The organism is Proteus columbae (genome assembly GCF_002777965.1).
GTDB lineage: Bacteria > Pseudomonadota > Gammaproteobacteria > Enterobacterales > Enterobacteriaceae > Proteus > Proteus columbae.
The window spans coordinates 216139-242726 of the sequence record NZ_NGVR01000017.1; the positions used below are offsets into that span (position 1 = coordinate 216139).

Annotated in this window: 22 protein-coding genes; 4 read left to right on the top strand and 18 right to left on the bottom strand. The window is 38.7% G+C overall.

All coding sequences use genetic code 11. The features are described 5' to 3' along the window. Positions 1-12 precede the first annotated feature (12 nt). From CBE70_RS07665 to serB, 4 genes are all read right to left on the bottom strand, one after another. Positions 13-1152, bottom strand: a complete 1140-nt coding sequence (locus CBE70_RS07665) for an ElyC/SanA/YdcF family protein (RefSeq protein WP_100158872.1) — start codon at positions 1150-1152, stop codon at positions 13-15. Positions 1153-1536: 384 nt separating this feature from the next. After that, positions 1537-2781, bottom strand: coding sequence for a multifunctional transcriptional regulator/nicotinamide-nucleotide adenylyltransferase/ribosylnicotinamide kinase NadR (gene nadR / locus CBE70_RS07670; protein WP_100158873.1), 1245 nt, complete (start codon positions 2779-2781; stop codon positions 1537-1539). 11 nt (positions 2782-2792) lie between these two features. After that, complete coding sequence (gene radA, locus CBE70_RS07675) at positions 2793-4184, bottom strand: DNA repair protein RadA (RefSeq protein ID WP_100158874.1); 1392 nt, start codon at positions 4182-4184, stop codon at positions 2793-2795. Positions 4185-4222: 38 nt separating this feature from the next. Then, a complete protein-coding gene (gene serB / locus CBE70_RS07680; protein ID WP_100158875.1) occupies positions 4223-5200 on the bottom strand; it encodes a phosphoserine phosphatase in 978 nt (325 codons plus the stop codon). A 109-nt stretch (positions 5201-5309) separates the two neighbouring features. On the opposite strand from serB, the gene CBE70_RS07685 reads away from it, so the two are divergent. The 4 genes from CBE70_RS07685 (at position 5310) to CBE70_RS18610 (ending at position 12153) form a co-directional block, all read left to right on the top strand. After that, a complete protein-coding gene (locus tag CBE70_RS07685; protein ID WP_100158876.1) occupies positions 5310-6038 on the top strand; it encodes a YtjB family periplasmic protein in 729 nt (242 codons plus the stop codon). 224 nt (positions 6039-6262) lie between these two features. Continuing rightward, the gene (locus CBE70_RS07690; protein WP_100158877.1) at positions 6263-7804 is read left to right on the top strand and encodes a YjjI family glycine radical enzyme; all 1542 of its coding nucleotides are present in this window, start codon (positions 6263-6265) and stop codon (positions 7802-7804) included. Next, complete coding sequence (locus tag CBE70_RS07695) at positions 7776-8642, top strand: YjjW family glycine radical enzyme activase (protein WP_100158878.1); 867 nt, start codon at positions 7776-7778, stop codon at positions 8640-8642. Before CBE70_RS07690 ends, CBE70_RS07695 begins: the two co-directional genes overlap by 29 nt. A gap of 151 nt (positions 8643-8793) precedes the next feature. Continuing rightward, positions 8794-12153: an autotransporter domain-containing protein gene (locus CBE70_RS18610; protein WP_269800195.1), complete on the top strand. Its 3360-nt coding sequence runs from the start codon at positions 8794-8796 to the stop codon at positions 12151-12153. A gap of 79 nt (positions 12154-12232) precedes the next feature. Here CBE70_RS18610 and CBE70_RS07705 read toward each other — a convergent pair whose 3' ends face one another. From CBE70_RS07705 to CBE70_RS07770, 14 genes are all read right to left on the bottom strand, one after another. Then, positions 12233-12877 (bottom strand): ATP-binding cassette domain-containing protein, encoded by a 645-nt coding sequence (locus tag CBE70_RS07705; RefSeq protein ID WP_100158879.1) that lies wholly within the window; start codon positions 12875-12877, stop codon positions 12233-12235. A 59-nt stretch (positions 12878-12936) separates the two neighbouring features. Beyond that, entirely contained in the window at positions 12937-13734 is a 798-nt protein-coding gene (locus CBE70_RS07710) for an ATP-binding cassette domain-containing protein (RefSeq protein ID WP_100158880.1), read from the bottom strand. Then, positions 13728-14540 (bottom strand): ABC transporter permease, encoded by an 813-nt coding sequence (locus tag CBE70_RS07715; protein WP_100158881.1) that lies wholly within the window; start codon positions 14538-14540, stop codon positions 13728-13730. Before CBE70_RS07715 ends, CBE70_RS07710 begins: the two co-directional genes overlap by 7 nt. Beyond that, positions 14537-15520 carry an ABC transporter permease gene (locus tag CBE70_RS07720; RefSeq protein ID WP_100158882.1) on the bottom strand — a complete coding sequence of 328 codons (984 nt, stop codon included), beginning with the start codon at positions 15518-15520 and terminating at the stop codon, positions 14537-14539. The genes CBE70_RS07715 and CBE70_RS07720 overlap by 4 nt, the downstream gene beginning before the upstream one ends. Further along, entirely contained in the window at positions 15505-17088 is a 1584-nt protein-coding gene (locus CBE70_RS07725) for an ABC transporter substrate-binding protein (protein ID WP_100158883.1), read from the bottom strand. Before CBE70_RS07725 ends, CBE70_RS07720 begins: the two co-directional genes overlap by 16 nt. Positions 17089-17492: 404 nt before the next feature. Continuing rightward, positions 17493-18482 (bottom strand): glycosyltransferase, encoded by a 990-nt coding sequence (locus CBE70_RS07730; protein ID WP_100158884.1) that lies wholly within the window; start codon positions 18480-18482, stop codon positions 17493-17495. Positions 18483-18916: 434 nt separating this feature from the next. Next, complete coding sequence (hycI, locus tag CBE70_RS07735) at positions 18917-19417, bottom strand: hydrogenase maturation peptidase HycI (RefSeq protein WP_088494546.1); 501 nt, start codon at positions 19415-19417, stop codon at positions 18917-18919. Further along, positions 19414-19824 carry a formate hydrogenlyase maturation HycH family protein gene (locus CBE70_RS07740; RefSeq protein ID WP_100158885.1) on the bottom strand — a complete coding sequence of 137 codons (411 nt, stop codon included), beginning with the start codon at positions 19822-19824 and terminating at the stop codon, positions 19414-19416. The genes hycI and CBE70_RS07740 overlap by 4 nt, the downstream gene beginning before the upstream one ends. Continuing rightward, entirely contained in the window at positions 19817-20599 is a 783-nt protein-coding gene (locus tag CBE70_RS07745; protein WP_072064386.1) for an NADH-quinone oxidoreductase subunit B family protein, read from the bottom strand. Before CBE70_RS07745 ends, CBE70_RS07740 begins: the two co-directional genes overlap by 8 nt. Then, positions 20596-21150, bottom strand: a complete 555-nt coding sequence (gene hyfH / locus CBE70_RS07750) for a hydrogenase 4 subunit H (RefSeq protein ID WP_100158886.1) — start codon at positions 21148-21150, stop codon at positions 20596-20598. Before hyfH ends, CBE70_RS07745 begins: the two co-directional genes overlap by 4 nt. An 11-nt stretch (positions 21151-21161) precedes the next feature. After that, positions 21162-22895, bottom strand: coding sequence for a hydrogenase large subunit (locus CBE70_RS07755; RefSeq protein ID WP_100158887.1), 1734 nt, complete (start codon positions 22893-22895; stop codon positions 21162-21164). Position 22896: 1 nt separating this feature from the next. Continuing rightward, positions 22897-24465 carry a hydrogenase 4 subunit F gene (locus tag CBE70_RS07760; RefSeq protein ID WP_100158888.1) on the bottom strand — a complete coding sequence of 523 codons (1569 nt, stop codon included), beginning with the start codon at positions 24463-24465 and terminating at the stop codon, positions 22897-22899. A gap of 4 nt (positions 24466-24469) precedes the next feature. Next, positions 24470-25120 carry a hydrogenase 4 membrane subunit gene (hyfE, locus tag CBE70_RS07765; RefSeq protein ID WP_100158889.1) on the bottom strand — a complete coding sequence of 217 codons (651 nt, stop codon included), beginning with the start codon at positions 25118-25120 and terminating at the stop codon, positions 24470-24472. Between the two features lie 12 nt (positions 25121-25132). Further along, positions 25133-26584, bottom strand: coding sequence for a hydrogenase 4 subunit D (locus CBE70_RS07770; protein WP_100158890.1), 1452 nt, complete (start codon positions 26582-26584; stop codon positions 25133-25135). Positions 26585-26588 lie beyond the last annotated feature (4 nt).

A 26588-nucleotide genomic window follows, 5' to 3' on the forward strand; every position in this document is an offset into this window, starting at 1 on the left:
TACTTATCTAAATCAACGCTCTTCTAATGGATAGCTGCGGAAACTCCATAATCCCAACGCTTTTAAACCGTCACGATAAATACCTTGTATATCTGATTTACTGGCTTTTTGTAATTCTGCCAATGGCTTATCAGGGGCAACAACCGTTAAGTAAGTAATATCACTTGGACCACTTTGCCAACTAGCAAGAGTAAAAATTGCGTCGGCACGACGAACATGGCTACCAGAGCTAATAATAACCGCTGTTTTAATACGATGTTTGGTTAAAGCATAACGGCTAAATAACGCATTTTCGACGGTTGTCCGCGCATAGTTCTCTTGGAAAATACGTTCTGGTGCAATCCCATTTTTCACCAGCCAATCTGCCATTAACTTACCTTCCGTTTGATGAGCTTTAGGTACGCCCCCTGTCACAACAATCATTGCTTCAGGCAATTGCTTAGCGACTTCTAAGGTTTTATTTAGACGTTCAATTAAGATTTTGTTCATTGTGCCATCTGGATTTAACGCATAACCCAATGTCACAATCGCGTTATTATCTTTGGTTTTCTTCAGTTTCGCTAAATCAGCAGGGGTTAGTTTATCGCTTAACGGCATTTTACTAACGCGATCAATTTGAGCAAAGAAACGGCTAATCTCTTCAGCTTTAGCTGGATTCAATGATTTTAATTTATTGAAATAGGCTTCGCTTTCTTTGTCTTTACCTTCAAAACGAGTCCATGAAGTGACGTAAATTAGCGCATCAATATCATCAGGAGCCGCTTCTAAAATCTGTTTATAAATCGTAATTGCGCGAGGAACATCATTGTTATAGATATAAGCGCTAGCAGTACTAAATAATAAATCGAGGCGATAAGGTTCTAATTTATAAGCTTGTTGCAGTTTTTGCGCCACAATTTCCATATTTGATGGCAGTTTACCCGTAAAGCCAGCATCAGAGACTCGTGCTGGTGACTTAAAGGCATCTAATGCATCTTGGATCAAACTATCAACCGTTTGGCGCTGAGAGACATACTGTTGATAGCTATTATCTGGTTGATGAACTTTTTGATAAGCCAATGCATTTGATGAGACGGTAAAACCTAAAGCAGCAATCGCTAACGAAATGACTGTTTTCTTGATATGAAGTGAAACACGAGAAGGTTGCGCCATTATCTTGTCCTTTTACGAAAAATAGTCTGCTTCTTCACCTGAGCGAATGAAGATAGAGAGTGTGACTCCCCACACCTAATGGCAAAAGAAATACACACTGATAAATCTATACCTGCTATCTATAATAGAGATCCCCACATTAATTTTCAGTAATCTTTTTCACCTTATTGGAAAAAATAGCATTATTACGTAGATAGCTTATTTGACAGATTTTTTTATGTACATTTCTCTTTTGGTTAGGAATTTAATTCTGATGGGATATTTTAATAAAGAAGAATAAATAGAATTTATTTACTCTTTGGTGGAAGGCGAGGGATTTGAAGAGCCATTAAGATGACCTTTAAAGATTAAAAACGCCAAAAAATGGCGTTTTTAATCTTTATATTATTCAATATGCTTTGATTGCATCATCAATAATTCTCTGACCAATTCAACACAACTTAAAAAGCGTTCGTCATAATCAGGGGAATTAACTTTAATATATTCAATATTGTTTTTATCGAGCATTTCCATCAATAAGGTTTGGAAGCGGCGTCTCTCTTTATCACTGCCTAAACTACGCAAGCCATCAGCTACCCATGGCGTGTTATTTTCTAGCAAGATAACTAAATCAAAACGATATTCATCAATTAGCGCTTGAACAAAGGGATGTTCTTTACCTTCATAACGTAAACAAAATGCCTGCGTTGTGACAAAATCCGTATCAACAAAAGCAACTTTATTGGCATATTTAACAGCAAAATCAATATATTGAGCATGTCCCAATGCAATTTTATCGTAGTCGGAGTATTGTAACGCCATTTCATCGCCACCAAGGTGAGAAAAGACATAATCACGACCATACTCCCATGCACTCGTGGTATTGAAAATATTGGCAAGCTTATTGACTAACGTAGATTTACCGCTGGATTCGCCACCTAAAATCGCCACTGTACGCACAAAGAAGGGTTTTACTTCTGTTGGAATATATTCCCAATATTTAAACGGTGCTTGGCGAATTTGGCTGCCACTGATATTCATAAATGAGCGTTCTGGATCAATTAATACCGTTTCAATACCTAAAAATGCGTTGTATTGATCAGCATCATCACGCTCACTTGTGTAGATAAAATCAGGTGATATCTGCTTTTCACGCAGAAAGGCTTTTATACCCTCACTCCACATTTCCCAGCCATGAGGCTGTGGCTCGATACCGTGCTCGTCAAACTCATGAATACGGATATTCTTTTGATATTTAAAGGTTTGTAATAACCAGCGTAATCTGTCACTGACAGTCGGTTGTTGAGACATTGCGCTATTGAGAAATAGATTTTTATCACGAGGTTCGTCATGACATAAAATGACATGTAATTCATCTACTTGACTACAAGCACGTTGAATTAAATAAATATGGCCTGTATGAAGAGGATAAAACTTACCAAAGATCACACCGATAGTTTTCTTTTTCACTGGGTATTCTAACCCTAAAAATTGGTGTAATGCCGACATTTTTTGAGCGCTGGGACTCTTGATTTTATTATTAATCAATTGGCTAAGATAGCCTTTCGTCATATCACTTTCATCAGCAACTTGTTGTAAAGTATATCCATTTTTTCTGATAGCCTGTTTGATATAATCAAAAGAGCCCATACTTTTCTCCTTTAGAAGTCTTCCAAATCATCAAGGACAGATAACGCATCTGACAGCTTCTTCACGCCATACACTTTCATATCAGGGGGATTTTTTTTCGGCATATTTGCACTAGGTACAATTGCTCGTTTAAATCCATGTTTTGCTGCTTCTGCAATACGCTCTTGTCCACTAGGTACAGGTCTAATTTCTCCCGCAAGTCCCACTTCACCAAATATCACTAAATCACGCGGTAAAGGACGATTACGAAAACTGGAGACTAATGATAATAACAAGGCTAAATCTGCACTGGTTTCTGTGACTTTTACTCCGCCCACCACATTGACAAAAACGTCTTGATCAGACATTTGTAAGCCACCATGGCGATGTAAAACAGCAAGTAGAATAGCAAGACGATTTTGCTCTAATCCCACCGCAACACGGCGAGGATTAGACAACATTGAGTGGTCAACTAACGCTTGAATTTCCACCAGCAAAGGTCTTGTACCTTCCCACACCACCATAACCGAACTACCTGATGTAATTTCATCTCCTCGACTTAAAAAGATAGCTGAAGGATTACTTACTTCTCGTAATCCTTGTTCTGTCATTGCAAAGACGCCTAATTCATTAACGGCACCAAAACGGTTTTTATGACTACGTAAGGTACGAAAACGAGAGTCTGTTTCACCATCCAGCATAACAGAGCAGTCAATGCAGTGTTCCAGAACTTTAGGCCCTGCCAATGTGCCATCTTTTGTTACATGACCAACCATGATAATGGCAACATCATTGGTTTTAGCAAAACGAGTTAGATAAGCTGCTGTTTCACGCACTTGAGCAACACTGCCCGGTGAAGATTGAATATCTGCCATATGCATCACTTGAATAGAGTCAATCACCATTAATTTAGGCTGTTCTTGTGAGGCAATTAAACAAATCTGTTCAATACTCGTTTCTGACAACATATTCAGCTCTGCTGTCGGTAAACCTAATCGATGAGCACGCATAGCGACTTGTTGTAGCGACTCTTCACCCGTAACATATAGCGTTTTCATGTCTGTTGCCAAACGGCACATGGTTTGTAGCAATAAGGTACTTTTACCTGCTCCGGGACTTCCCCCGATTAAAATGGCACTTCCGGGTACAACACCGCCACCTAATACACGGTCAAACTCTTTAAACCCTGTTGAGAATCGGGGTAATGCTTCAAGGCTAATTTCCGATAACTTTTGAACCCGGCTAACACCTTTTGCATCACCCGCAAATCCACTAAAACGATCGTTGCGGGAAGAAGAGGCTGCGGCAAGGCGCACTTCTGTAATTGTATTCCACGCATGACAAGCAGAACATTGCCCTTGCCAACGAGGATAATCTGCACCACATTCATTACATACAAAGGCTCTTTTTGCTGCTTTTGCCACACTTCTCTCCCAACAATAACGATTTCAGAAAAACGCGCTTAACGTTCTTCGTGTTTTAAACCACCACTTAAAATGCACAATACACCCATTAGATCGGCGTGACGAATAGCGACTTTCGCCTGAGCATACACTTTAGGCTTTGCATGATAAGCAATTCCAAGCCCTGCTTTTCTCAACATTTTAAGATCGTTTGCACCATCACCAATGGCAATGGTTTGATCCATTGGGATCTCTAAATCTTTCGCTAAACGCGCTAACACTTGCGCCTTGTATTTTGCATCAACAATGGTGCCTTTGACTTTACCTGTCAATTTGCCATCTTTAATTTCAAGATGATTAGCAACGGCAGCCACTAAGCGTAATTTTTGTTTTAAATTATCTGCAAAATAAGTAAAGCCACCAGAGGCAATCGCAATATGCCAATCCATTGCTTGAAGCTTGCGCACTAAACTGGTTAATCCGGGCATTAGCGGTAAATCATCCATCACTTTTTGCAAAATAGAAGCGTCAGCCCCTTTAAGTTCCGCAACGCGCAATTTTAGACTTTCACTAAAATCCATTTCCCCTTGCATGGCTCGTTCTGTTATCTCCGCAACTTTATCGCCTACACCAGCAAGTTTGGCTATTTCATCAATACATTCAATTTGAATCGCGGTTGAGTCCATATCCATGACCAAAAGTCCCGGAGAACGTAAGCGAGGAATTTCACCTAAAGGAACGACATCTAAGCCACATTCATCGGATAAACGGCGAATTCGACGAGTTAAGCTGCCTGCAATACGCACCACTTGATAATCATCAATACGCCATGAAGAAACCACCACGATTGCCACACCTAATTTATGTTGGAACTCACTTATTCTTTTCTTATCAAGTTCACGTCCATAAAGTAACCATCCACTATCGCCAGCACGATAATCTAGTGGCATCACCTCTTCACCACTGAGTGATAACGGCAGACCTGGCCATTTACGGATTTCATCCGGTAAATAGCAATAGGTCAGACTATTTGACATACTTATTCTCCTGTTTTCCCCTGTCTGAACAAAATAATCGTTATTCAGCCTATTCTATCTCTGGCTCATCTGGCAACATGCACATACTTGCTTACGCAAAAGGATGAACATGCTTAAAGACAAACTAAAATTCAAACTACAAAAAACGGCGATTATACTGATTTGTATCGCACTATTGGCATTTCTTATGCAAGGCGCGTCTTATTTTAGTCGTGCCAATCAGCACGCCCGTATTACTCAGTTTGAAGAGCTTGCAAAAACGCTGGCAGAACAAGTTGCGTTCTCTTTATCCACTTATATAGATGACAGTAGCAAAGATAACGTAAATCCTCTCATTATGGCTAATTTAAATCATCTGACCCATGATAGTCGGGTACTTGATGCCAGTCTTTATTTAGAAGATGGTACACAAATAGCGCATAGCGGTGAAAATGTCACTGTTAAAGAGAGATTAGCTTTAGAAGGGCAAAAGAGTGGCGGTTCTTTTAATCACCAACTTGTTGTGCCTGTGCCGGGTAAAGATAAACCCAAAGGCTTTTTAAGACTCACGTTGGATACTCATCAACTTGTTACTGAATCAAGCCAAGTCGATAACACGACAAATTTATTGCGAGTCATGTTATTAGTTGCACTAGCGATTGGCTTTTTGCTTTCTCATAACCTTCTTCAGTTAACTCCCGTTCATTGGCAACAGTCTCCTTATTTATTAACTGCCAATTTACCGCCTCGTACTGAAAAAGAAGATGCTGAAGAAAATGAGAATAATGAAGAAAATGAATCCAAAGAGAGTGTTAAAGAGGAAAATAACAACACTGACAATAAAATAGATAAAACATAAGTTCTTATTTTTTAACAAGCGAATTAGTGAGTTTAGTGAAACATTAACTAAGCTCACTTTTTACATTTTCTTATTTAGATATATCTAATTTATGCGTATTTTTGTGCTATTTCCTTAATCTTTAAAGGGGTTTTGTTTAAAGTCACGGTAAATTCTAATCAAGTCATTAACCTAAAAAGATAAGTTTTAAATCTTTTTCTGGCTCTTTGAGTACTGAGGTGGTTATGGCTGAACAATCTGTTATCCAACGTTGTCAACAAATCGTAGAAAACCCAACCCTTTCTCCTGAACAAAAACGTCATTTTCTCGCTTTAGAAGCTGAAAATATGTTGCCTTATCCTTCATTGCCTAATGATGCGGCTAAAGCGCTTAATGAACGGATTATCTGTGATATGTATGAAGGTCACGCCCCTTATAAACCGCGTTATGTCTTGCCTGACTATGCGAAGTTTTTAGCACAGGGTTCTCGCTATTTAGAACTTGAACCTGCACAAGATTTTGACGATGCCTTAAACATGCTGACTATCCTTTATCATCATGTTCCTTCTGTGACCTCTATGCCGGTTTATTTAGGCCGTATTGATAAGATTTTACTACCTTATGTTGGCGAACTCACCGAAGAACAGCTTTACCCTAAATTAAAACGCTTCTGGCGCTATCTTGATAGAACACTGCCTGATGCGTTTATGCACGCGAATATTGGCCCTGAAGACTCCATCATCACACGTTTAATTCTTAAAGTGGATGTAGAACTTCAACAAGTCGCCCCTAACCTCACCTTTATTTATGATGCGAATTCGACACCGTCTGATTTATTGCATCAAGCGATCACCAACATTTGCCACAGCAGTAAGCCGCATATTGCCAACGGTACACTACAAGATGCCGTATTTGGCAAAGATGAATATGGCATTGTGAGTTGTTATAACTCGCTACCTCAAAGCGGTGGCGGTAGCACTTTAGTACGAATTAACCTAAAAGAAGTGGCTAAACACAGCCAAGATAGCCAAGATTTTCTTGAAAATGTATTGCCATTTTATATGCAAAAACAGATTGAGATCATCGATGCCCGTTGTGAATTCCTCTATGAAAAATCTAACTTCTTTAAACAAAGTTTCTTAGTCGAAGAAGGGTTGATCTCTCCTGATCGTTTTGCGCCTATGTTTGGTATTTATGGCATGGCAGAAGCAGTTGCCCTTTTACTGGAGAAAGAAGGTAAACAAGCCACCTACGGTGATAATGAATCGGCGAATAAACTGAGCTATATTATCAGCGAAAAACTCGCACAATTTGTCGCAGATACCCCAGTAAAATATGGCTGGAAACATCGCGCAATGCTACATGCACAATCAGGTATTAGTTCTGATATTGGTACAACTCCTGCCACTCGCATTCCTTACGGTACGGAGCCTGATCCTGTGACGCATTTAATGACCGTTGCCCCTCATCACTCGTTTTACACTTCAGGGATCAGCGATATTTTAACCGTTGATGAAACCATCAAACAAAATCCTGATGCATTAATGCAGCTCTGTTTAGGGGCATTTTCTTCTGGATTAAGAGAATTTACCGCCAATGTGGGGGGGAATGATTTAGTCCGTGTTACAGGCTATATGGTGCGTTTATCTGATTTGAAAAAATATAAAGAAGAAGGCTCTCGCCTAAACACTACTTGGTTAGGTGATGAAGCCACTGCAAATTGCCATATTGCTGAACGAAAACCACGTGTGATCAGTCATGAACAGCAGATGCGTTTCGATAAATAAAATACTGCCCTTCTCTTGTGTCGATGGTCCAGGCAATCGTCTGGCCATCTTTCTACAAGGATGTAATTTGCGGTGTAAAAATTGTCACAATCCCTACACCATGGGGATCTGTGACAATTGTGGTGACTGCATTCCTACATGTCCTCAGCAAGCACTTTCATTGCAAAATGGTATTATAAGTTGGAATAGCACTAGCTGTGAGCAATGTGATACTTGTATTCAACAGTGCCCTCGCCAATCAAGCCCAATGACATTAACCTATACTGTTGATGAATTAATCGCTATCACACGTAAATATGCAGCATTTATTAATGGTGTAACAGTGAGTGGTGGCGAATCTACATTGCAACTCCCTTTTTTAATTGATTATTTTAAAGCAATCAAAGAAGCACCTGATCTTAAGCATCTTACTTGTTTAATCGACAGTAATGGCACTCTTTCACTTAATGGCTGGCAAAAAATCGCCCCGTATATGGATGGTGCTATGATTGATTTAAAAAGTTGGAGTGAAGAGTCTCACCTCTATTTAACCGGTCGTGGTAATCAACGCATTAAAGAATCAATTAAATGGCTAGCTAATCATAATTTACTTACAGAATTACGCCTTTTATATATTCCGGAAAAAACTGATTATTTAGAGAATATCGAATTGCTTTCTCAGTTTATTAATTCCCTTGGCGAATCCATATTAATTAGAATCAATGCTTTTCATCAGCATGGTGTATATGGTGAAGCAAGCGAATGGCCTTCAGCGCAGAAACAACATATTGATTTATTTAGCAAAGAATTAAACAAAAGAAATATATTCAGTATTAAAACACCTGAAATATATTCATAATAAAAATAACTCACAATTGGAAATAAAAAATTAAAATTATTATAAATATAATTAGCAATGCATTTTAAAATAAAATCCTTTTATATTGACAGAAAAAGAATATCAAATTAGTCTTCCAAAAAACCTGCCAATATCGACGGAATAATAATTTATGATTATAGATAGAACGAAATTAAAAATATCAATTATCGCATTATCAATAACTTTATCCATAATTAGTTTAAATACCAAAGCAAACACACCTACAATCATAAGCGACACAGACAAAATACCCTTTAACTTTCATCTTGTTAATAAAGATTCATTAATTAATAATGCTAAGTTTTTTTATATACATGGTAAGTTAGAACAAGAGGAAAGAAAGAACACACCTACTTTTTTAACGTCAAAATATGCAACGATAAATATTATTTCTAGCTTTAATAATAGCACGATAAAAAATCTCATTAATTATGGCAATGGGTATGAAGACCTCACAATTAATGGGCTTGATAAGCTTAATTTCATCTCATTATCAGATAATGGTCGATATGCTATATTCATTGCTGATGACATTGAGAAGAAAAGAACTAAACAATTATATTTTTATGATACCTTTTCTAAAAAAGCCGAGCCTATAACCCAGTACAACGATATTTTTTTTGAAAAGAGCGATCTCTTTTTTACCACACAAGATGGCCGATTTAGCCTTTTTTATGATTATGATAAAGAACATTATCCAAAGATAGCTGAATTATATGATGATTTTATTCCTTATAATAAAATTCGTTATACTGTATATGATAGCAAAACAAACAAAACATTTTCATTAAACGATTTAGAAAGCAGTGATCTGAAAACTCATCCAGAAAAAAAACGATTTGATGCATTTAAATTAAATTTTATTGAAGATCATGATTTGATGGATTCAAAACTCCATATCACTAGTGTGACACCTAATGGTCAATATATCTATGGTGATATATTAAAAGAAACGAAATATCCTGAGTATAATTTTTTACGCTCTGCTTATATTTATAATACTAAAAACGATGTTTTTTTCCGCCTTTTTTACGAACCAGAAACCGGAGGTGAATCACAAATAAATGCCGTTTCTAATAACAATGTTTTTGTGGGTTGGTTTGAATATTTTGATAATATAGAAAATGAACCTTTATACACTATTGACTATAGCGATAAACAAAAAAATAAAAATAGACTTTTGATTCGCCAAGCTTTTTTTTATGATCCCATTAATAGTTCGGATGATCGTGTTCTACTAGAGATTAATGCATACAAACCAACTAATTCATATACTCACTTTAAACGAAACTCAGAAGCTAAAGATATTAGTGATGATGGACGTTTTATTGTGGGTTGGTCAGAAAAAGACATACGTGAAATTCACCATAAAGATCACGCAGAGTCTTTTTATTTAAGAAATGCATTTATTTATGATCGACAGCTACAAGGTAAGACTTCCGCCTTTGAGTTTCTACCTAACTTAGCAAATGGTTCCGAATCTGAAGCATTATCTATATCAGGTGATGGTCGCGTTGTTTATGGTATAGCCCAAAACAATCAAAATAATCAATGGAAATCGGTGCTTTGGAACGTTGATAATAATTCAAATCCAGATAAAGAAAGGGAAATCGCTGCACTTAATCACTTTCATGACATAAATAAAAATGATGAGAAATTAACGTTCAATTTATTCCAAAATTTAAAATCAAAACTTGATATTGCAAATAAAAAATTTACCGAAATAAAAGAAACATTAGAAAGACAACTCATATCACTTACAGATGAAAAAAATAACACAATAAAACAAAAAGAATTAATGGAACCTCAAATGAAGGATAATGAATTCTTCAACGATAATATTAATACCTATGAAAAGTATCAAGATGATATTAATAACTACACAAGCCAGATTACAGCAATAAAAACACAACTTACTCATTTAAATTGGACTGAAGAGGGTAAAAATGTAACATTTCTTGAGGAGCAGTATAATCAAGCTCAATCTGCCTTAATTGCATTGCAAAAAATTAAACAGCCAGCATCCCCCCAAGAGCCTAAAGAACCTGAACCTAAGCCACAGCCTATGCCACCGAAAGAAGTGGAAAAGCCTGAGCCTAAACCACAGTCAACACCACCAAAAGAAGTGGAAAAGCCTGAGTCTAAACCGCAACCAGTGCCATCGAAAGAAGTGGAAAAGCCTAAGTCTAAACCGCAACCAGTGCCACCGAAAGAAATGGAAAAGCCTGAGCCTAAACCACAGTCAACACCACCGAAAGAAGTGGAAAAGCCTAAGTCTAAACCGCAACCAGTGCCACCGAAAGAAGTGGAAAAGCCTGAGCCTAAACCACAGTCAACACCACAAAAAGAAGTGGAAAAGCCTAAGTCTAAACCGCAACCAGTGCCATCGAAAGAAGTGGAAAAAGCTAAGTCTGAGGTACAAATACCCGATAACGCTAAACAGCCTGTTGAAGACGTACTTGAACAACAAGCTAAAGGTAAAACAAAAGAAAAAGAGACTGTAAAAGAAGACCTCAAACCATCTATTATGATCAGTAAGCCTATCGATATAGAAAACACCTATAAATCAATGCAAATAATGGCTGAAAATAGTTATAGATTTATGGATATGCAACAAGGGCAACTGCGCTATTTAGCTTCTGCAACCTGCTCTGTGGGGACTGAAAAAGCCTGTATTAGTGGTTTTGCACATTATCAAAACATAAATAAATCCAATGCGACACAAACTGGGTTAAGTGGAGCCTATCGGTTTGACATCAACCGTATTCCATTGGTTGTAGGACTTGCCATTGATACCGATGTCTATTCTTCATTACCTAAAGGCTATCAATATCAAGGTTACGCATTACCTTTAATTGGCTTTAGTCTAGATTTAATGCCATCACTCAATGCTGAATTAAATAACAATGCATTACACCTGTCATTAAAAGGGGCTTATTTAAATCGTAAAGTTTCTATTGAAAGACAAGCATTAGCCAATACTGAGCAGGGTAAGGGGAATGCGAAAATTACTGGCTATCATATTGAATTACAGGGTTATTATCCTTATTCAATAGCAGATGATTTATTACTGACACCATTTGCTGGGCTTACTTTTAATCAAATCTCACGTTCAGCTTATAGTGAAACACAAAATGCTCAATTCGCAGCACACTATGATGCCCTTAAAACACACTCACTATTAGCCAAAATGGGATTAAGTATGGATCACCTATTAGGTTCATCTTTTATACTCAATACCAAAGCGGGCTTACTGTGGAATTTATCGCATCATCAAGGGGATTTTCGTAGCCATATTGATTATTTAGGTCAACAGAATATTGATTATTCAGAAAATAAAAAGCAATTAAAACAACGCCCATTTGCTCATATTGGATTAACGTATCAAGTGGATAAACATTCATCTATTGGTACTAAAGCTAATTGGGAAATGACCACATATCGCAATCACGATCTGCAGTTTGGTATTAACTACACTTATCGTTTCTAATTCCTTATTGTTATATTTAGGGTTAACTTTAGCTGTATTATTTGGCTTCCTATAGAAAATATAGGAAGCTCTTTTTTTATTAACCGATTGAAGAATTTAAAGTTGAAATAATAGAACTGTTTTTTTCTTGATCAACCCACCACACCTTAGTCGACACTTTCTCAAGTAATGCTTTATTGTGGCTAAAGATAATCAAACTTAAAGGTCGTTTTTGACTTTCATCTATTAACACTTGCCAAATATCGGCTTGAATTTTTGCATCCAATTGTGCCGTCACTTCATCTGCAATCAATATTTGAGTACGGGGATCTAACGCTCGTAATAACGCAATACGTGCGAGTTCTCCACCCGATAATTCATTAGGTCTACGCGTTAACCACTCTTGCTTGATCCTGAGTTTTTCGAACCAACTTTCATCCGGCGACCAAGCATCACGAACACTATCACCAGTTGTTCGAAATGGATTAAAACATTTATCTGGATGTTGAGGAACCAATTGAATGGGGCAATAACCCTTTTTAGACAACGGGTTGCCATTAACAAGAATTGAACCTTGAGTAGGGGTTTGCCACTGCGCTAAAACACGACCTAATGTCGTTTTTCCAGTGCCACTTGGTGCTGAAATACCGAGTCGCTCTCCCGCATTTAACGAAAAGGAGAGATCTTGCCATAACACCTTACCTGCTTGCTCCACAGATAATTGTTTTAACTCTAAAAGTGGCATAAAGATAACTCCAGAAATAACAAATGAAATGTATAAAAATAAGACTTAAGAACACAATATTATAATGGATTAAGTGATGCTTCTTTTGTATTTATAAATTGTTGTTCAGGTAATGCATTCCAGAGTGTCTTCAACCACTCACTACCTTCATGACGATTAAGCACATTAGCAGGAATAATTTCGTTAACTTCACCCTGATTAAGCACCGCTATCGTATCCGCAAACCGTGCAGCTAAGGCTAAATCATGTGTAACCCAAAGCACTGATTTACCTTGATTACATAACGCTCTTAAATGCCCTAATAACAAACACGCATGTTCATCATCAAGCCACGAGGTGATTTCATCAGCCAAAATATATTGTGCTTTAGAGAGTGTTGCATTACAGGCTAATACCCGTTTTGCCATTCCACCCGATAACTTTGCAGGATATGTTTTTACTAATGAACCTGAAAGATGATAAAGACCCAGTTGTTGCACAATATCATCAGACGTGACATCTGCCCCACTTAAACGTGCAGAGCGACTTAATTGATCACCGATGCAGATCAACGGATTAAGAGCGCTGACACCTTGAGGAATATAACAAAAGGTATTCCCACGATAAGCAATAAGTTCCCGTTCACTTAGTGTATGCCCATTCAATTTAATCGCGCCACGAACTCGCATATTGGCAGGTAAAAGTCCTAGAGCGCTTTGTAATAACAGGCTTTTACCTTCACCACTGCCTCCCACTAATGCCAGCATCTTCCCGGGCTTAATATCCAATGAGATTGATTTTAGCAACGGCTGCCAATTTCGTTTTCCTAACCAATGAAATTGTGCAATATCAATGGAGAGCTGTTCAAAACTTAACATCCTGCCCCTCTTAGCCATAATTGTTGCATTGCTTTAGCAAATTGATCGAAGATCAAGACTAAGCACATCAAAATTAATCCTGGAAACACCACCATCCACCAAGAGCCTGTACTTAAATAACGTAGTGCATCTGCCAGTAATAAGCCCAGTGAAGGTTCGTGAGCTGCCTGACCAAAACCGAGGAAACTTAACGCTGCGCTATGCAATACTGCATGAGGAAACATTAGCAAGGTTCCCACGATCCACTGAGGTAATAGCATTGGGATATAGTGTTTTTTTACGCACTCAAAAGGCGTATTACCAATACGACGCGATAACATCACATAATCAGCTTCTTTAATACGCTGAATTTCACCTCGTAAAATCAGAGCCAATTTAGGCCAATGCGTTAATGCCACCGCCCAAATAACACCCTGTTGCCCACCACCTAATGTAAAACAAATTAGAATAAGCAGTAATAAATGAGGTAATGCCAAAAGCGCATCAACAACGCCTCTTACGAAAAAATCGCAATAGCGATTAATGGAAGAAATTCCCGCAAAAATCAACGCAATCGTACCACTTACAATCGCACTTGTTACACCAATATTTAAGCTACTTAACATACCTTGAAAGCAGCGTAACCACAAAGAGCGACCAAGATTATCTGTACCAAACCAATATTGCTCTGAAGGTGCTTGGTTTCTCGCCAAAAAATCCATTGCAATATCAATATGAGAAATAGAAAAACCGTAAGCCACTAACCCAATCAAGGCAAGGCTCACGAAAAGCAGTTTCAATAAAGGCTTATTTGGATCGTAAATCATAAGTCTCGCAAAATTCCTTTATTAATACGTCTTAATAGCCCATTAGAAATGCTATTACCAAAGAAAATCAAGATAGTGCTGAAAACCACAATTCCCATTAACAGAGGGATGTCACCTCGTAATCCCGCATCAACCGTTGCTTGCCCTAAGCCAGGATAAGCAAATACTTTCTCTGCTAAAAGCGAACCTCCGAGCAATTCACCAATTGATGCAAACTGTAAGCAAAGTGCGGGCGTAATGGCATGACGTAGGACATGAAATAGCATCATAGCCCAACCTTTATCACCTTGTGCCTTAGCAAAATGAATAAATTCACTGCCCATCACTTCAGCAACTTTCGCACGAGTATGCAGTGCAATATTCCCTGTTCCCAATAAACCAAGCGCAATCATAGGTAAAATAAGATGAGAGAAACGCTGGCTTAATGTTGCTGTTTCGGCACTACTTCCCATCGGCCACGCACAACAAATTGGCGCCCAATGTAAGGTGACAGAAAATAGAGATAACAGTAGTAATCCCACCCAAAACGTCGGTAATGCGGCTAATAAATAAGATAAAGTAGAGATAATTCTATCTGGCCAGCGATTAAGATATCGACCAGCGACTAATCCCATCACAACACCAATAACACCGGAAAATACCCACGCTGAAAAGAGCAAGATAAATGAAGGCCCCGCCCGTTCACGAATAACATCAATAACGGGCATGTTATACAACATAGAATAACCAAAATCCCCTTGGATGATTTGGCTAAACCAGAGCCAAAATCGCATCCACAAAGGTTGGTCAATTCCCCAACGCGCCGCAATTAAAGGATATTGCTCAGGAGGAACATTCAGTAGATCACTGCCGATATAGGCCTTAATGGGATCGATCGGTGAAAAACTTAATAAAATAAAAACACCTGCTGTTGTTACCAGCAGCAGGCAGAGTAGTCGCAGGAAAAAACCTGCACTTTGACGTATTACTGACAAGTCCACTTCCAAGTATCTACGCTATTTAATAATGACCATGAACCATGAATTTCAGGTGTTCCTGTACCCAAATCAACACAAGGGTTAGTTAGGTAAGTGTGTTGCACATTCATCAGCCAAGCCCAAGCAGCATCACCTTTTACACCAACGCCGTTTTTACCATCCCACTCAACGGCTTTCCAATGAGGAACCGCTTCTTGCCATGTATGGGCATCAAGTGCAGCTTGTAGGTGCTTTTCGACTTCAGGATTTTTGTAATAACCCGGATTATAATAACCAACACCTGCGGCATTAGCACTGTAGTGATGATATAGCTCCATCGGATCAAGGCTACCCCAACCAAATAAAGTTGGGTTTGAGTGCATATAGCGCTCTACTGTATCCCAACTTCCTGATTTAAGATCCATTTGAATGCCAAGAGGTTGCACTAACGCACGAATTGATTCGGCTAAATCGCGACGAGTTGCATCACCACTGGTATACCATAAGGTAAGTTTGGCTTCTAAACCGTCTTTTTCACGAATACCGCTTTTATTCAGTTTCCAACCTGCATCTTCAAGAATTTGCTTCGCTTTTACAACATCACCATCTTTAAATGCCGCGTCAGTTTGATCCCAAGGCAAACCTTTTACACCGGTATATGCAGGAATGGCATAACCATCAAGCACTTGCTCTGATAACAATTTGCGGTCAAGAGCATAGTTAATCGCTTTACGAATAGCGATATCTGCTGTGATATCATTACCAATATCATAACCTTGAGCGTTTTTCTCACCTGATTTTACCATTGGGAAAACAATACCGCGGTTTTCAACACTTGGTCTTTCCCACAATTTGGTATTTGGTAAATTCTTAGCGATAGCAGCTGTTGCGGGTGGAATACGCACAATACCTAATTGCCCACTTTGAGCAGCCGCAAAAGCAGCATCTTCATCAAGGAAAACAAAAATGAGTTTTTCAAAATCGTTTTTCTGGCCCGCATAATAAGGGTTGGCTTCAACAATTAATTGCTGACCCGGTTGGAAACTGACCATGCGATAAGGACCTGCACCAATTGGCTTTTGTGCGTAAGTTTTTTCATCATACTTATCAGCAGAAACGATACCTAAAGAGCCCAGTACGTTCACAAAAGTACTTTGTGGTGCTTTTAACGTAATAGTGACATGTAAGTCATCATCTGCTTTTGCAGAAAGGAAGTTCCCCATATCAACTTTACCGCCACTTGCAGCCGCGTTGTTATAAGTAAATACGATATCTTTTGCTGTGAGCGGTAGGCCATCAGAGAATTTTAAATCTGGCTTTAATGTTAATTTCCATGTTTTACCATCTTCACTTGGTTGATAGTCACTTAACATATTGCTATACCAAGAGAGATCTGCATTTTGCTTTAACAATGGACTATGGAGAAGTAAATAACTGCCATGACTCCAACCCAACATTGGGTCGAAACCTTCTGTTGGCTCTTCACCAATAGCTAATTTCAACGTTTGAGCAGATGCTGCAAAAGGGACGCTTAACGCGGCTAAGCAAGTTAACGTTACTAATGATTGACGCCAACCAAACCGAATAGACATAAAACATTCTCCGATTTTTTAGATACGACTTATTATCAGTCTCTATCTAAATAAGATGAAGAGGCTGAAACAAGATAAATAACAATGATAATTATGATGTTCTGCAACTTGATGCAGATAAAGGCTAAACCAGTGGCATCATAATAAGTTTTTTTATTCAACTACTCGAATAATATTCGACAGTTTATTGATTTTACATAAACTTTTATTAAGCGGTAATACGCATTATGGCAAACTTCTAGCAAGTGCACAGTATTTTTCTAATAAATAAGTTATATATTTATCATTGAATTTATTAGTGAGCACAAAACGAAATAAAATGACTTTTTAACGAAATAAGATTATTTCATTTTATTTAATATACACTGAAAATAAAAAAGGCACATTATTGTGCCCTCTTGTGATCATGAATTTAATATTCTTTTTAATTTAAAATAGCGTCGTCCCAAACGCCAACGCAATCTAAAATCTTTCGCATTCCGCCAAATTAATGACCATATTCCTCTATCAAAAAGCTCTTTAACTATCTGTTTTTTAACTTCAATAGACTGAATATAACCAATTGAATGAATAATCCCCAAACCTTCTTTTGCTATTTGCCAATAACATGCATTGATATTTTGAGCCACTTTCTTATGCTTTTGATTAATAGCATCAAGCATTTCTAATATTTTCATGTAATTATGAATTGTTCTAACGTGAATAGCATCATTAGGTGTCGTATGAGAAACAGATCCAGAGTGAATAAAGTAATCATAGTAACGCTCATCAATATATTTAACACGTTTAGCGGTTAATAATGCTTCTGTTGTCCACGGAATATCTTGATGATGTAAACCTGGCTCAAAATAATAACCATGATCAAGTAGAAATTCACGTCGATAAATATTTAACCAAGTCACATGTAAGAATTTTTTAGAGTTTAATGCCATTTCTAGCCACTGTGGCCCAGTTAAAACATCGGTTGAATGTAATCGGTTAGATGGGAATATAGGTCGTGAGGGACGTCCATCCGCATAAACGTAATTACCATTACAAGTTAAAATATCCAAATTATCATCTTTAGCTAAATTAAGCATTCTACCGTACATATTAGAATGAATTACATCATCAATATCAGGAAAAACAACATATTGCCCTTTCGAAACATTAAATCCAACATTACGAGCAACAGAAACACCTTGATTTTCCTGATCAATAATCGTGACTTGAGGAAATCTTTCTTTCCATTCTTGTAATATTTTAAGTGAGTTATCTCTAGAGCCATCGTTAACTAAAATAAGTTCCCAATCATTCAAATTAATAGATTGTAATCGATTGAAAAATTGAGATAAAAAATTTTCACCATTATAAATGGCGACCACAATACTCAGTTGAGGCATAGAAGAAAACATAACCCACCTTTTATATTCTTAACTAAGAAAAGAAGCTCTCCCCCCTAAATAGTTAGTTTTAAAGATTAAAAAGAGTAATAAAATTATAAATTAGTCTTAATTCATTCTTAATTAAAACTTAATTTTTAACTAACTAAAGGTGAAAGTGATATTTAATGAGGATAAGTATAATTAACTTCTTTTTATCTCTTATGAAGAAAGGGTTAAGAGAGTTTGTTTTTTAAAAGAAATAACTAAAGGGAAAATTAAGGTTAGCGTGGAGAATAAATGTTATTAGCAGGCATTTATAATTCATCAATGCGTAATATAAGTAACAATAATGACATTTTTTATGATTAATGTCACTTATATCACTCATTAATGCAAAACATCCGCTATTGCGGATGTTTTGTTTTTTTATTTATATCACTAATCTGTGGATACTTGTTGTACTTTTATTCTTCAATATCTTCTTCATCGCAGACTTCAAGTTCTGGAAAATAATCAACTCTCCAAGACTTGATCCCTTGATACACTTCATCAACGGCATTCTTTACCGCTTCGGTCATTGGATAATAAAAACCAACGAGATCGGGTTGGATCCCTAAGAAAGTAATATCTGGAATATCATCTTTTAATTGATCGATAAGAAAATTAAGCGGCATATTATGAGTGCTCATAATAAACATTTCCGCTATATAGTCAGGATCTATCACCCTAATTTCACCAGGATTTAAACCAATATCTGCGGCATCAACAATGACAACACATTGAGGTTGTAACTCTCTTACTTGATAAGAGACATTTTCAGGCGCGCTTCCCCCATTGATAACAATCCATCCATCAATGGGGTTTGCTTCCATTAACTCAGCAAGCAGAGGGCCTGCACCATCATCGCCCATCATGCTGTTACCGACCGTTAATACCACTTTAGGTGCTGTCATTGCTTTACTCATGGTTTTCTCTTCACAATCAAATAAATAGCAGGTTCTGCGTGGATCTCACCCAGTAATTTAATCAGCGTTTGACTCCACTCACTAAAAATAGGATCGTCATTTTTGATAATAGGATCAAATGCTAACGCTAATAAGTGAGTATGCTCAGAGTTAATATTGATTTCACCAAATGTCAGCAATCCTTGCATTTTACGTTTGGCTTCACCTTCAGGTAATAAATCAATCCATGCTCTATATTTTTCTAAAGGACAGACTAGCTCTGTTTTCAAGCAATCAATCATACCAACGTGGTGACCAATCGCGAGCGAATAGTACATCACCTGCTGCGCTTGCTCAGGAATATCATCATCGCTATCAACAAACTTTTGTCTTAATGACCAAAAGTAAACTTTAGCGTCATCAGGCATAGATACCCCCTTGGCTTAATGAATAAACTAGACGTTTTACAATCTCTGATAAACGAGGATCGTTAGCTTGTCGTAGCCATTCATCAACACGACCACTGACTTCTTGAATAGTGGCGCCTTCTAATAATGTGAGGAAATGATCACTGATTTGTCTTCCTTGATAATAGCCAGCTAAACGACGCGCTTCACGCTCAATCATCACACGAGCATCTAATGGAATCGAAGGCAGAATTAGAGATGCTTTTTCATTCTCGACTTCAATGTGTGATTCGCCTTTTAATTTTTGGTCTAACAAACCCAGCGCAACAGCAAATCCATAAATCGTCGCAGCAGGTGTTGGAGGGCAACCAGGGATCCACACATCAATAGGAACGATAGATTCACTACCACCCCATACACAATAGAGATCGTGGAAAATACCGCCACCACAACCACAAGCGCCATAAGAGATACAGATTTTTGGATCAGGCGCAGATTCATAAGCACGTAATGCAGGAACTCGCATCTGGCGCGTTACTGCGCCAGTGAATAATAAAATGTCAGCGTGACGAGGTGAGGCTACCACTTTGATACCAAAACGTTCAGCATCAAAAACCGGTGTAATTGCGGAGAAAATTTCAATTTCACAACCATTACAACCACCACAGTCAACACGATAAACATAAGCTGAACGCTGAATATCTTTCAACAATGTCTGTTTTAGCTTTTTAACCTGATCATCAAGGGTGATAGGTTGGCTAACATGATGATTAATGGGAATTTCTGGTAGACTCATTTTATTGCACTCCCAATTTCGCCCATACTAATATTTTCACGACCATCAGATAACAAGTTATGTTTACGCTTACATTCAGGGCAAGTTTCAAATTGTGGGCGCATCGCTTCTACGGTTTGCTCATCCCAGCCTGATTGCACTAATAGCTCCATTGCATATTCAACTGATTTTCTAGGCGTAAATGGTTGATGGCATTCACGGCAATTCAATAACTTAAAAGTTCCTTTGATATAAAGATCTGACTTTTTAGTTACTGCCGTTTCAAACATATCGGATAAAACAATCGCTCTTGTTGGACAAACTTCTTCACAACGACCGCAATAAATACAACGACCAATGAATAATTGCCAATGACGCTCGCCTGTTTCCAAATTCGTTTCCATCGTTAACGCATTAGCAGGACATGCTGCGGTACAAGCACCACAAACAATACATTGCTGTGCATCATATTCAGGCTTTCCTCTAAAACCATCAGGTAAATCTAGAGGTTTAAACGGATATTTGGTCGTTGCTTCGCCTGTTTTGATTATGGTTTTAAACAATTTTAACATCGTTCATTCCCTCACTTGAGCGGCGAATTTTTACGTTCGATGCTGTAACGTTCAATTTCTTTGTAAGAAACTGTTTTAGATTTACGTTTTTTCACATCGACGAGCGTTACCCTGTCAGTACAGGAATAACAAGGGTCAAGACTACCGATAATTAACGGCGCATCAGAGACGGTATTTCCTTGCAACATATAGCGTAATACAGGCCAGTTAGCATAAGTTGCAGCACGGCAACGCCAGCGGAATAATTTTTGGTTATCACCCAACATACTCCAGTGAACATCTTCACCGCGTGGTGCTTCAGTAAAGCCCAGTGCAAATTTATAAGGCTGATAAGTAAAGCCTTCCGTTAATAATGGGCCTTCTGGTAAGTTATCTAAGGCATATTCAATCATTGCCATTGAATCCAAGACTTCTTTAATACGTACCATCACACGAGAGAATACGTCACCACCTTCATAACTAAAGAGAGTCAGTGGAAGATTGCCATAATCAGCAAAGGGGTGGTCAAAACGCACGTCACGTTTAAAGCCACTCGCTCTTATCATTGGGCCTACTGGGCTAAAATCACGAGCCACTTTCTTATCTAAGATACCGACACCGACAGTACGTTGTTCCATATTTGGTGCTGATAGCAGTATATCCACTAATTCAGTGACTTCTTTGCGCATTTCTCTAACTAGTTGGATAGTCTTCAGACGCTGATCTTTTAAAATATCACGACGAATACCACCAATTAAGTTCAAGCCATAAGTTTTACGCGCACCAGTGAGCATTTCTGCAATCTGCATTGATTTTTCACGAATACGGAAAAATTGCATAAAGCCAGTATCAAAACCTGTGAAGTGACTGGCTAAACCAATATTTAATAAATGGCTATGAAGACGTTCAACTTCTAATAAGATAGAACGAATAGTATGTGCACGACGTGGCACTTCAATGCCTAGCGCATTTTCAACAGAAGTCACATACGCCACGCTGTGAGTAAAACCACAAATACCACACACGCGGTCTGATAAGAATGTGACTTCGTTATACCCCATACGGGTTTCAGCCAGTTTTTCCATACCACGGTGAACATAGAACATACGGTAATCGGCATCGACAATGTTTTCGCCGTCTACAAATAAGCGGAAGTGTCCTGGTTCATCTGAGGTAATGTGCATAGGACCAATTGGCACAACGCGCGCATCTTGCTTACCTTCGTTCACGAAAGGATAAGTTTCAACTTCGGTTGCAGGTGCTGGACGTTGACGATAATCCATTGCATCTTTACGCAGTGGATACATCTCTTCAGGCCAGTCATCTGGAAGCACTAAACGGCGTTCATCAGGTAAACCAACCGGGATAAGACCATACATATCACGGATTTCACGTTCCCCCCACACGGCGGCTGGTACACGCGGTGTTACTGACGGGAATTCTAAAGTGATTGGGCTAACATGGGCTTTTACAACAATCCAGCATTTTTCACCCTCTTCCATTGATAATGCATAATAAACAGCATAGTCCCCGTTTAAACTACGTTCGTCGTTACCGAATAAAACAGGTAACCAACCGCCTAAGCCGTAATACAGGTATTCCACCACTTCAGGAAGTGATTCCGTTTTTACTGTTATCGTCAATTGATCAGCGGTTTGTCGCTCTTCATCAAGAACTGCTGATGGGAATTTTTCACGAACTTTGGCAACGTAATCTCCACCTAGTTCTTTTCCCTCTTTTCTACTGACATAATTTTGGTAGCTCACGTTACATCTCCTGAACCGATGTGGATGGATTGCTGATTAAAGCCGTTGGCCATGCATAAGTAGGTGACTCACTTTTATCAATGTTCATCACGATATTAGCGGCATTTTCTAACAGCTCGCTGACAGGCTTAGGAATGTGAGTTCCCATTAACAGCATAAGTGCAATCAGAATGACCATTGGTAATGTGGTTAAAATTCCCAGTTCACCTTTAGCAACAACATCAGGTTTTGGACCAAAGACAGTTTTAGCCACCATACGAACTAGACCACCTAACACTACGGTCAATAACAATAATAATAGGATAGTTAAGCCAATATGCTGAGAAGCTAAACCTGCCACAACAATCATAAATTCACTGATAAAGACGTTGAAAGGAGGCATACCACCTAACGCTAAAGCACCACCAGCAAAAAGAGCTGCACTTAATGGCATCACTTTAAACATACCTTTCACGACATTTAAATCACGAGTGCCGTATTTCAATAACACGTTACCTGAGCCACAGAACAACAGTGCTTTCGCTAAACTGTGGTTTAAGGTGTGGAATAAGGCAGCCAAAATACCAATTGGTCCGCCAATTCCTAATGCAACGGCAATTAATCCCATGTTTTCCACACTGGAATAGGCTAAAAGACGTTTTATATCACGCTGAATAAGAATAAAGAACGCCGCGATAGCAACAGAGAGGAAACCAAAGATTAACAGTAAGTTACGTGTAAATTCAGTACCAATTGCCGCATCAATAATGATGTAGTAACGAATGATGATTAACAGCGCACAATTCAGTAAAACCGCTGATAACAGCGCACTGACAGGACTTGGTGCTTCACTGTGTGCATCTGGTAACCATGCGTGCATTGGGAATAAACCCGTTTTGGTACCGAAACCGATTAAAATAAAGACAAAAGCTAAATGCATCAGTGTTGGGTCTAACTGGTCTGTATATTTCAACACTTCAGTCCAGAAGATAGCCTGATCTGGATCAGGCATAAAGCTTGCGGCATTGGCATAAACCAAAATAGTACCGAAAAGACCAAACGCCACACCCACACTACAAATGATGATGTACTTCCAAGCAGCTTCCAGAGAAGAACGTTGACCATAAATTCCGACTAAGAATGCAGAGCTTAGGGTTGTTGCTTCAATGGCTGCCCACATTAAGATCAAGTTATTACTAGTAATTGCTAATAACATAGTGAATAAAAAGAGGTGGAAGAAACCATAATAATTACACAAAGTGCGTACTGAAATTTCACCCTCATCCACTTCGTGATTCATATAGCCAATAGAATAAAGTCCAGTTAAAAAGCCGATAATACCTAAGATAGCGAGAAATAATGCGCCTAGGCTATCCACATGAACCCAATTAGTAGCTGCCAATATTTCGCCATGAGACATGACATCTGCCACAGTCCCTAATGCAGCGATTAACAATACGGTGATACCAATAGCATGAATACCCGTCACAACAGGACGCGCACCCGCTTTTAATAACGGACTTAGAAACGCCAGTATTGAAAATACCAACGGTGCGAACATTAAAATTGTTAACATGGTTGTTTGGTTCATCTCCTCACCCCTTCAGCGCGGTCAGTTGATCCACGTTCAGTGTGTTGAGCGTGCGGTAAATCTTACGAGCCAATACTGCCATTACAATCACAGCAAAGATGGCGTCGGTGGCGATACCGATTTCGACCAGTTCTGGTGCTCTCCACGCCAATAATGCCAGTGTTAAGTGAGAGCCGTTTTCCATTAAACAGTAACCAAAAGCTTGTTTTAGGATATTTCGCTGAGTCACAATACAAAGCAGACCCAACATAAAGTGTCCCAGAGAAACTGCGAGTGCAGGTTTCAAATCAACAACCATTGGTATTTGAATTGGCTCAACCACAAACCAACTTAAAATGACGATAACAGCAGCCAACAACATTAAAAGTGCAGGGCTAATAACACTGGTATTCGCACTAGGATCAGATAACTTACGGAATGCAAATCCTAAAATAAGTGGCACAAGCAGAACTTTAGTAAAGAAGGCGGTAATCGCCCAAAGTGTGAGTTGGTGTGCATCTAATGTATTAGCTAAAGTGACGAAAATCATCACTAAAACGAAAGATTGCAATGCATAAAACCAACAGGATGCAATCGGCTTTTTAGCGCCAATTACCAGTAGCGAGGTTATCATCATTAACCCCGCCAAATTGTTTACGATAAGTGCTCCAGTCATGATTTATCTCCCTTATCCTAGCCAAGTGACTGCGATAACACTGGATGCAAAGGACATCACAATCAGTATTCCAATCACAATTTGCATTGCCATAGGAACAGGTTGCCCTTGTGCAACTTCTGTACTTGGTTTGCCAGGAACAACACGACCAAACCAGTAGATAAACCAAGTGAAGCTAGCCACAGATTCAATCAGTACTAGCACCATAATTGGTGTCATCACCCAGAAAACACTCGACAGTTCAAAACCTGCGGCAAAAATTGGGAATTTACTAAAAAAGCCATTCATTGGTGGAACACCTGCGATTGCCAGCGCGGCAACACAGAAACCCACACCCAATAATGGATATTTATTAATTAATCCTTTTAAGCGAGGCAACATACGAGTACCACAGCTATAACTCAGCGCACCTGCAACTAAGAAGAACAAGCTTTTAGCAAAGGCATGGTTAAAGATATAAGCAATACCGCCTTCAAACGCTTCACGCGGTCCAAAGATAGAAATAGATAATGCAAGGAAGATATAAGAGAGCTGAGTGATGGTTGACCATGCTAACAGGCGTTTCATATCTTTTTGTGGCAGATACATCATAAATCCATAAATCAACGTGATAACCGCCATGGTAATACCCACCCAACCAATAAGATGAGGAACATCACCACCTGCTGACATAATCGCACGAGCAAAGATATAAACGCCAACTTTTACCATTGACGCAGCGTGTAAGTAAGCACTTACAGGTGTTGGAGCTTCCATCGCATCAGGTAGCCAAGCTTGTAGTGGTAATTGAGCTGATTTACCCCAAGCAGCAAAGAGAATTCCCCCAAACACAATCAGTTTGGTTGGCTCATCTAAGGTTGCAATTGCGGTTAATTCAAATGTACCCGTACTCACAAACAAGGTTGCAGCTGCGAGATAAAGACCGATTGAAGCAACGTGAGTGATCAACAACGCTTTCATTGCTGAGCGAAGCGATTTTTCAGATTGATAGTAGCCGATTAATCCCCAAGAGCATCCCCCTGTGATTTCGAAAAACAGGAGTTGACCTAAAATAGTCGATGAAAGGACTAAACCCGCCATTGCACCAATAAAAATCAGCAAGAAGGCATAATAGCGACGAGTACCATCATGTGGATGCTCACGGTTGCCATTGGTTAGATAGCCAGTAGAGTAAAAACTCACCAACAATCCTAAGAACACAACAGCGAAAGCAATCAATGTACTGACACGATCAATGGTAAAACCAAAGAGCGCTACATCACCATATTGTACTAGCGTAATTGTGGTATCGACTTTACCTTCAGCGAGGAACTGCCAACCTAAAACAACCGTTCCTAATGTGGCTAATAAAGCAAACAGTGTACATAACCACTTCGCCATCCGATTTGGCATTAAGGACGTAATCAACGCCCCCGCAAATGGGATGAGTAAGGTCGCAAGAGCTATATTTTCCATTGTAATCATCGCT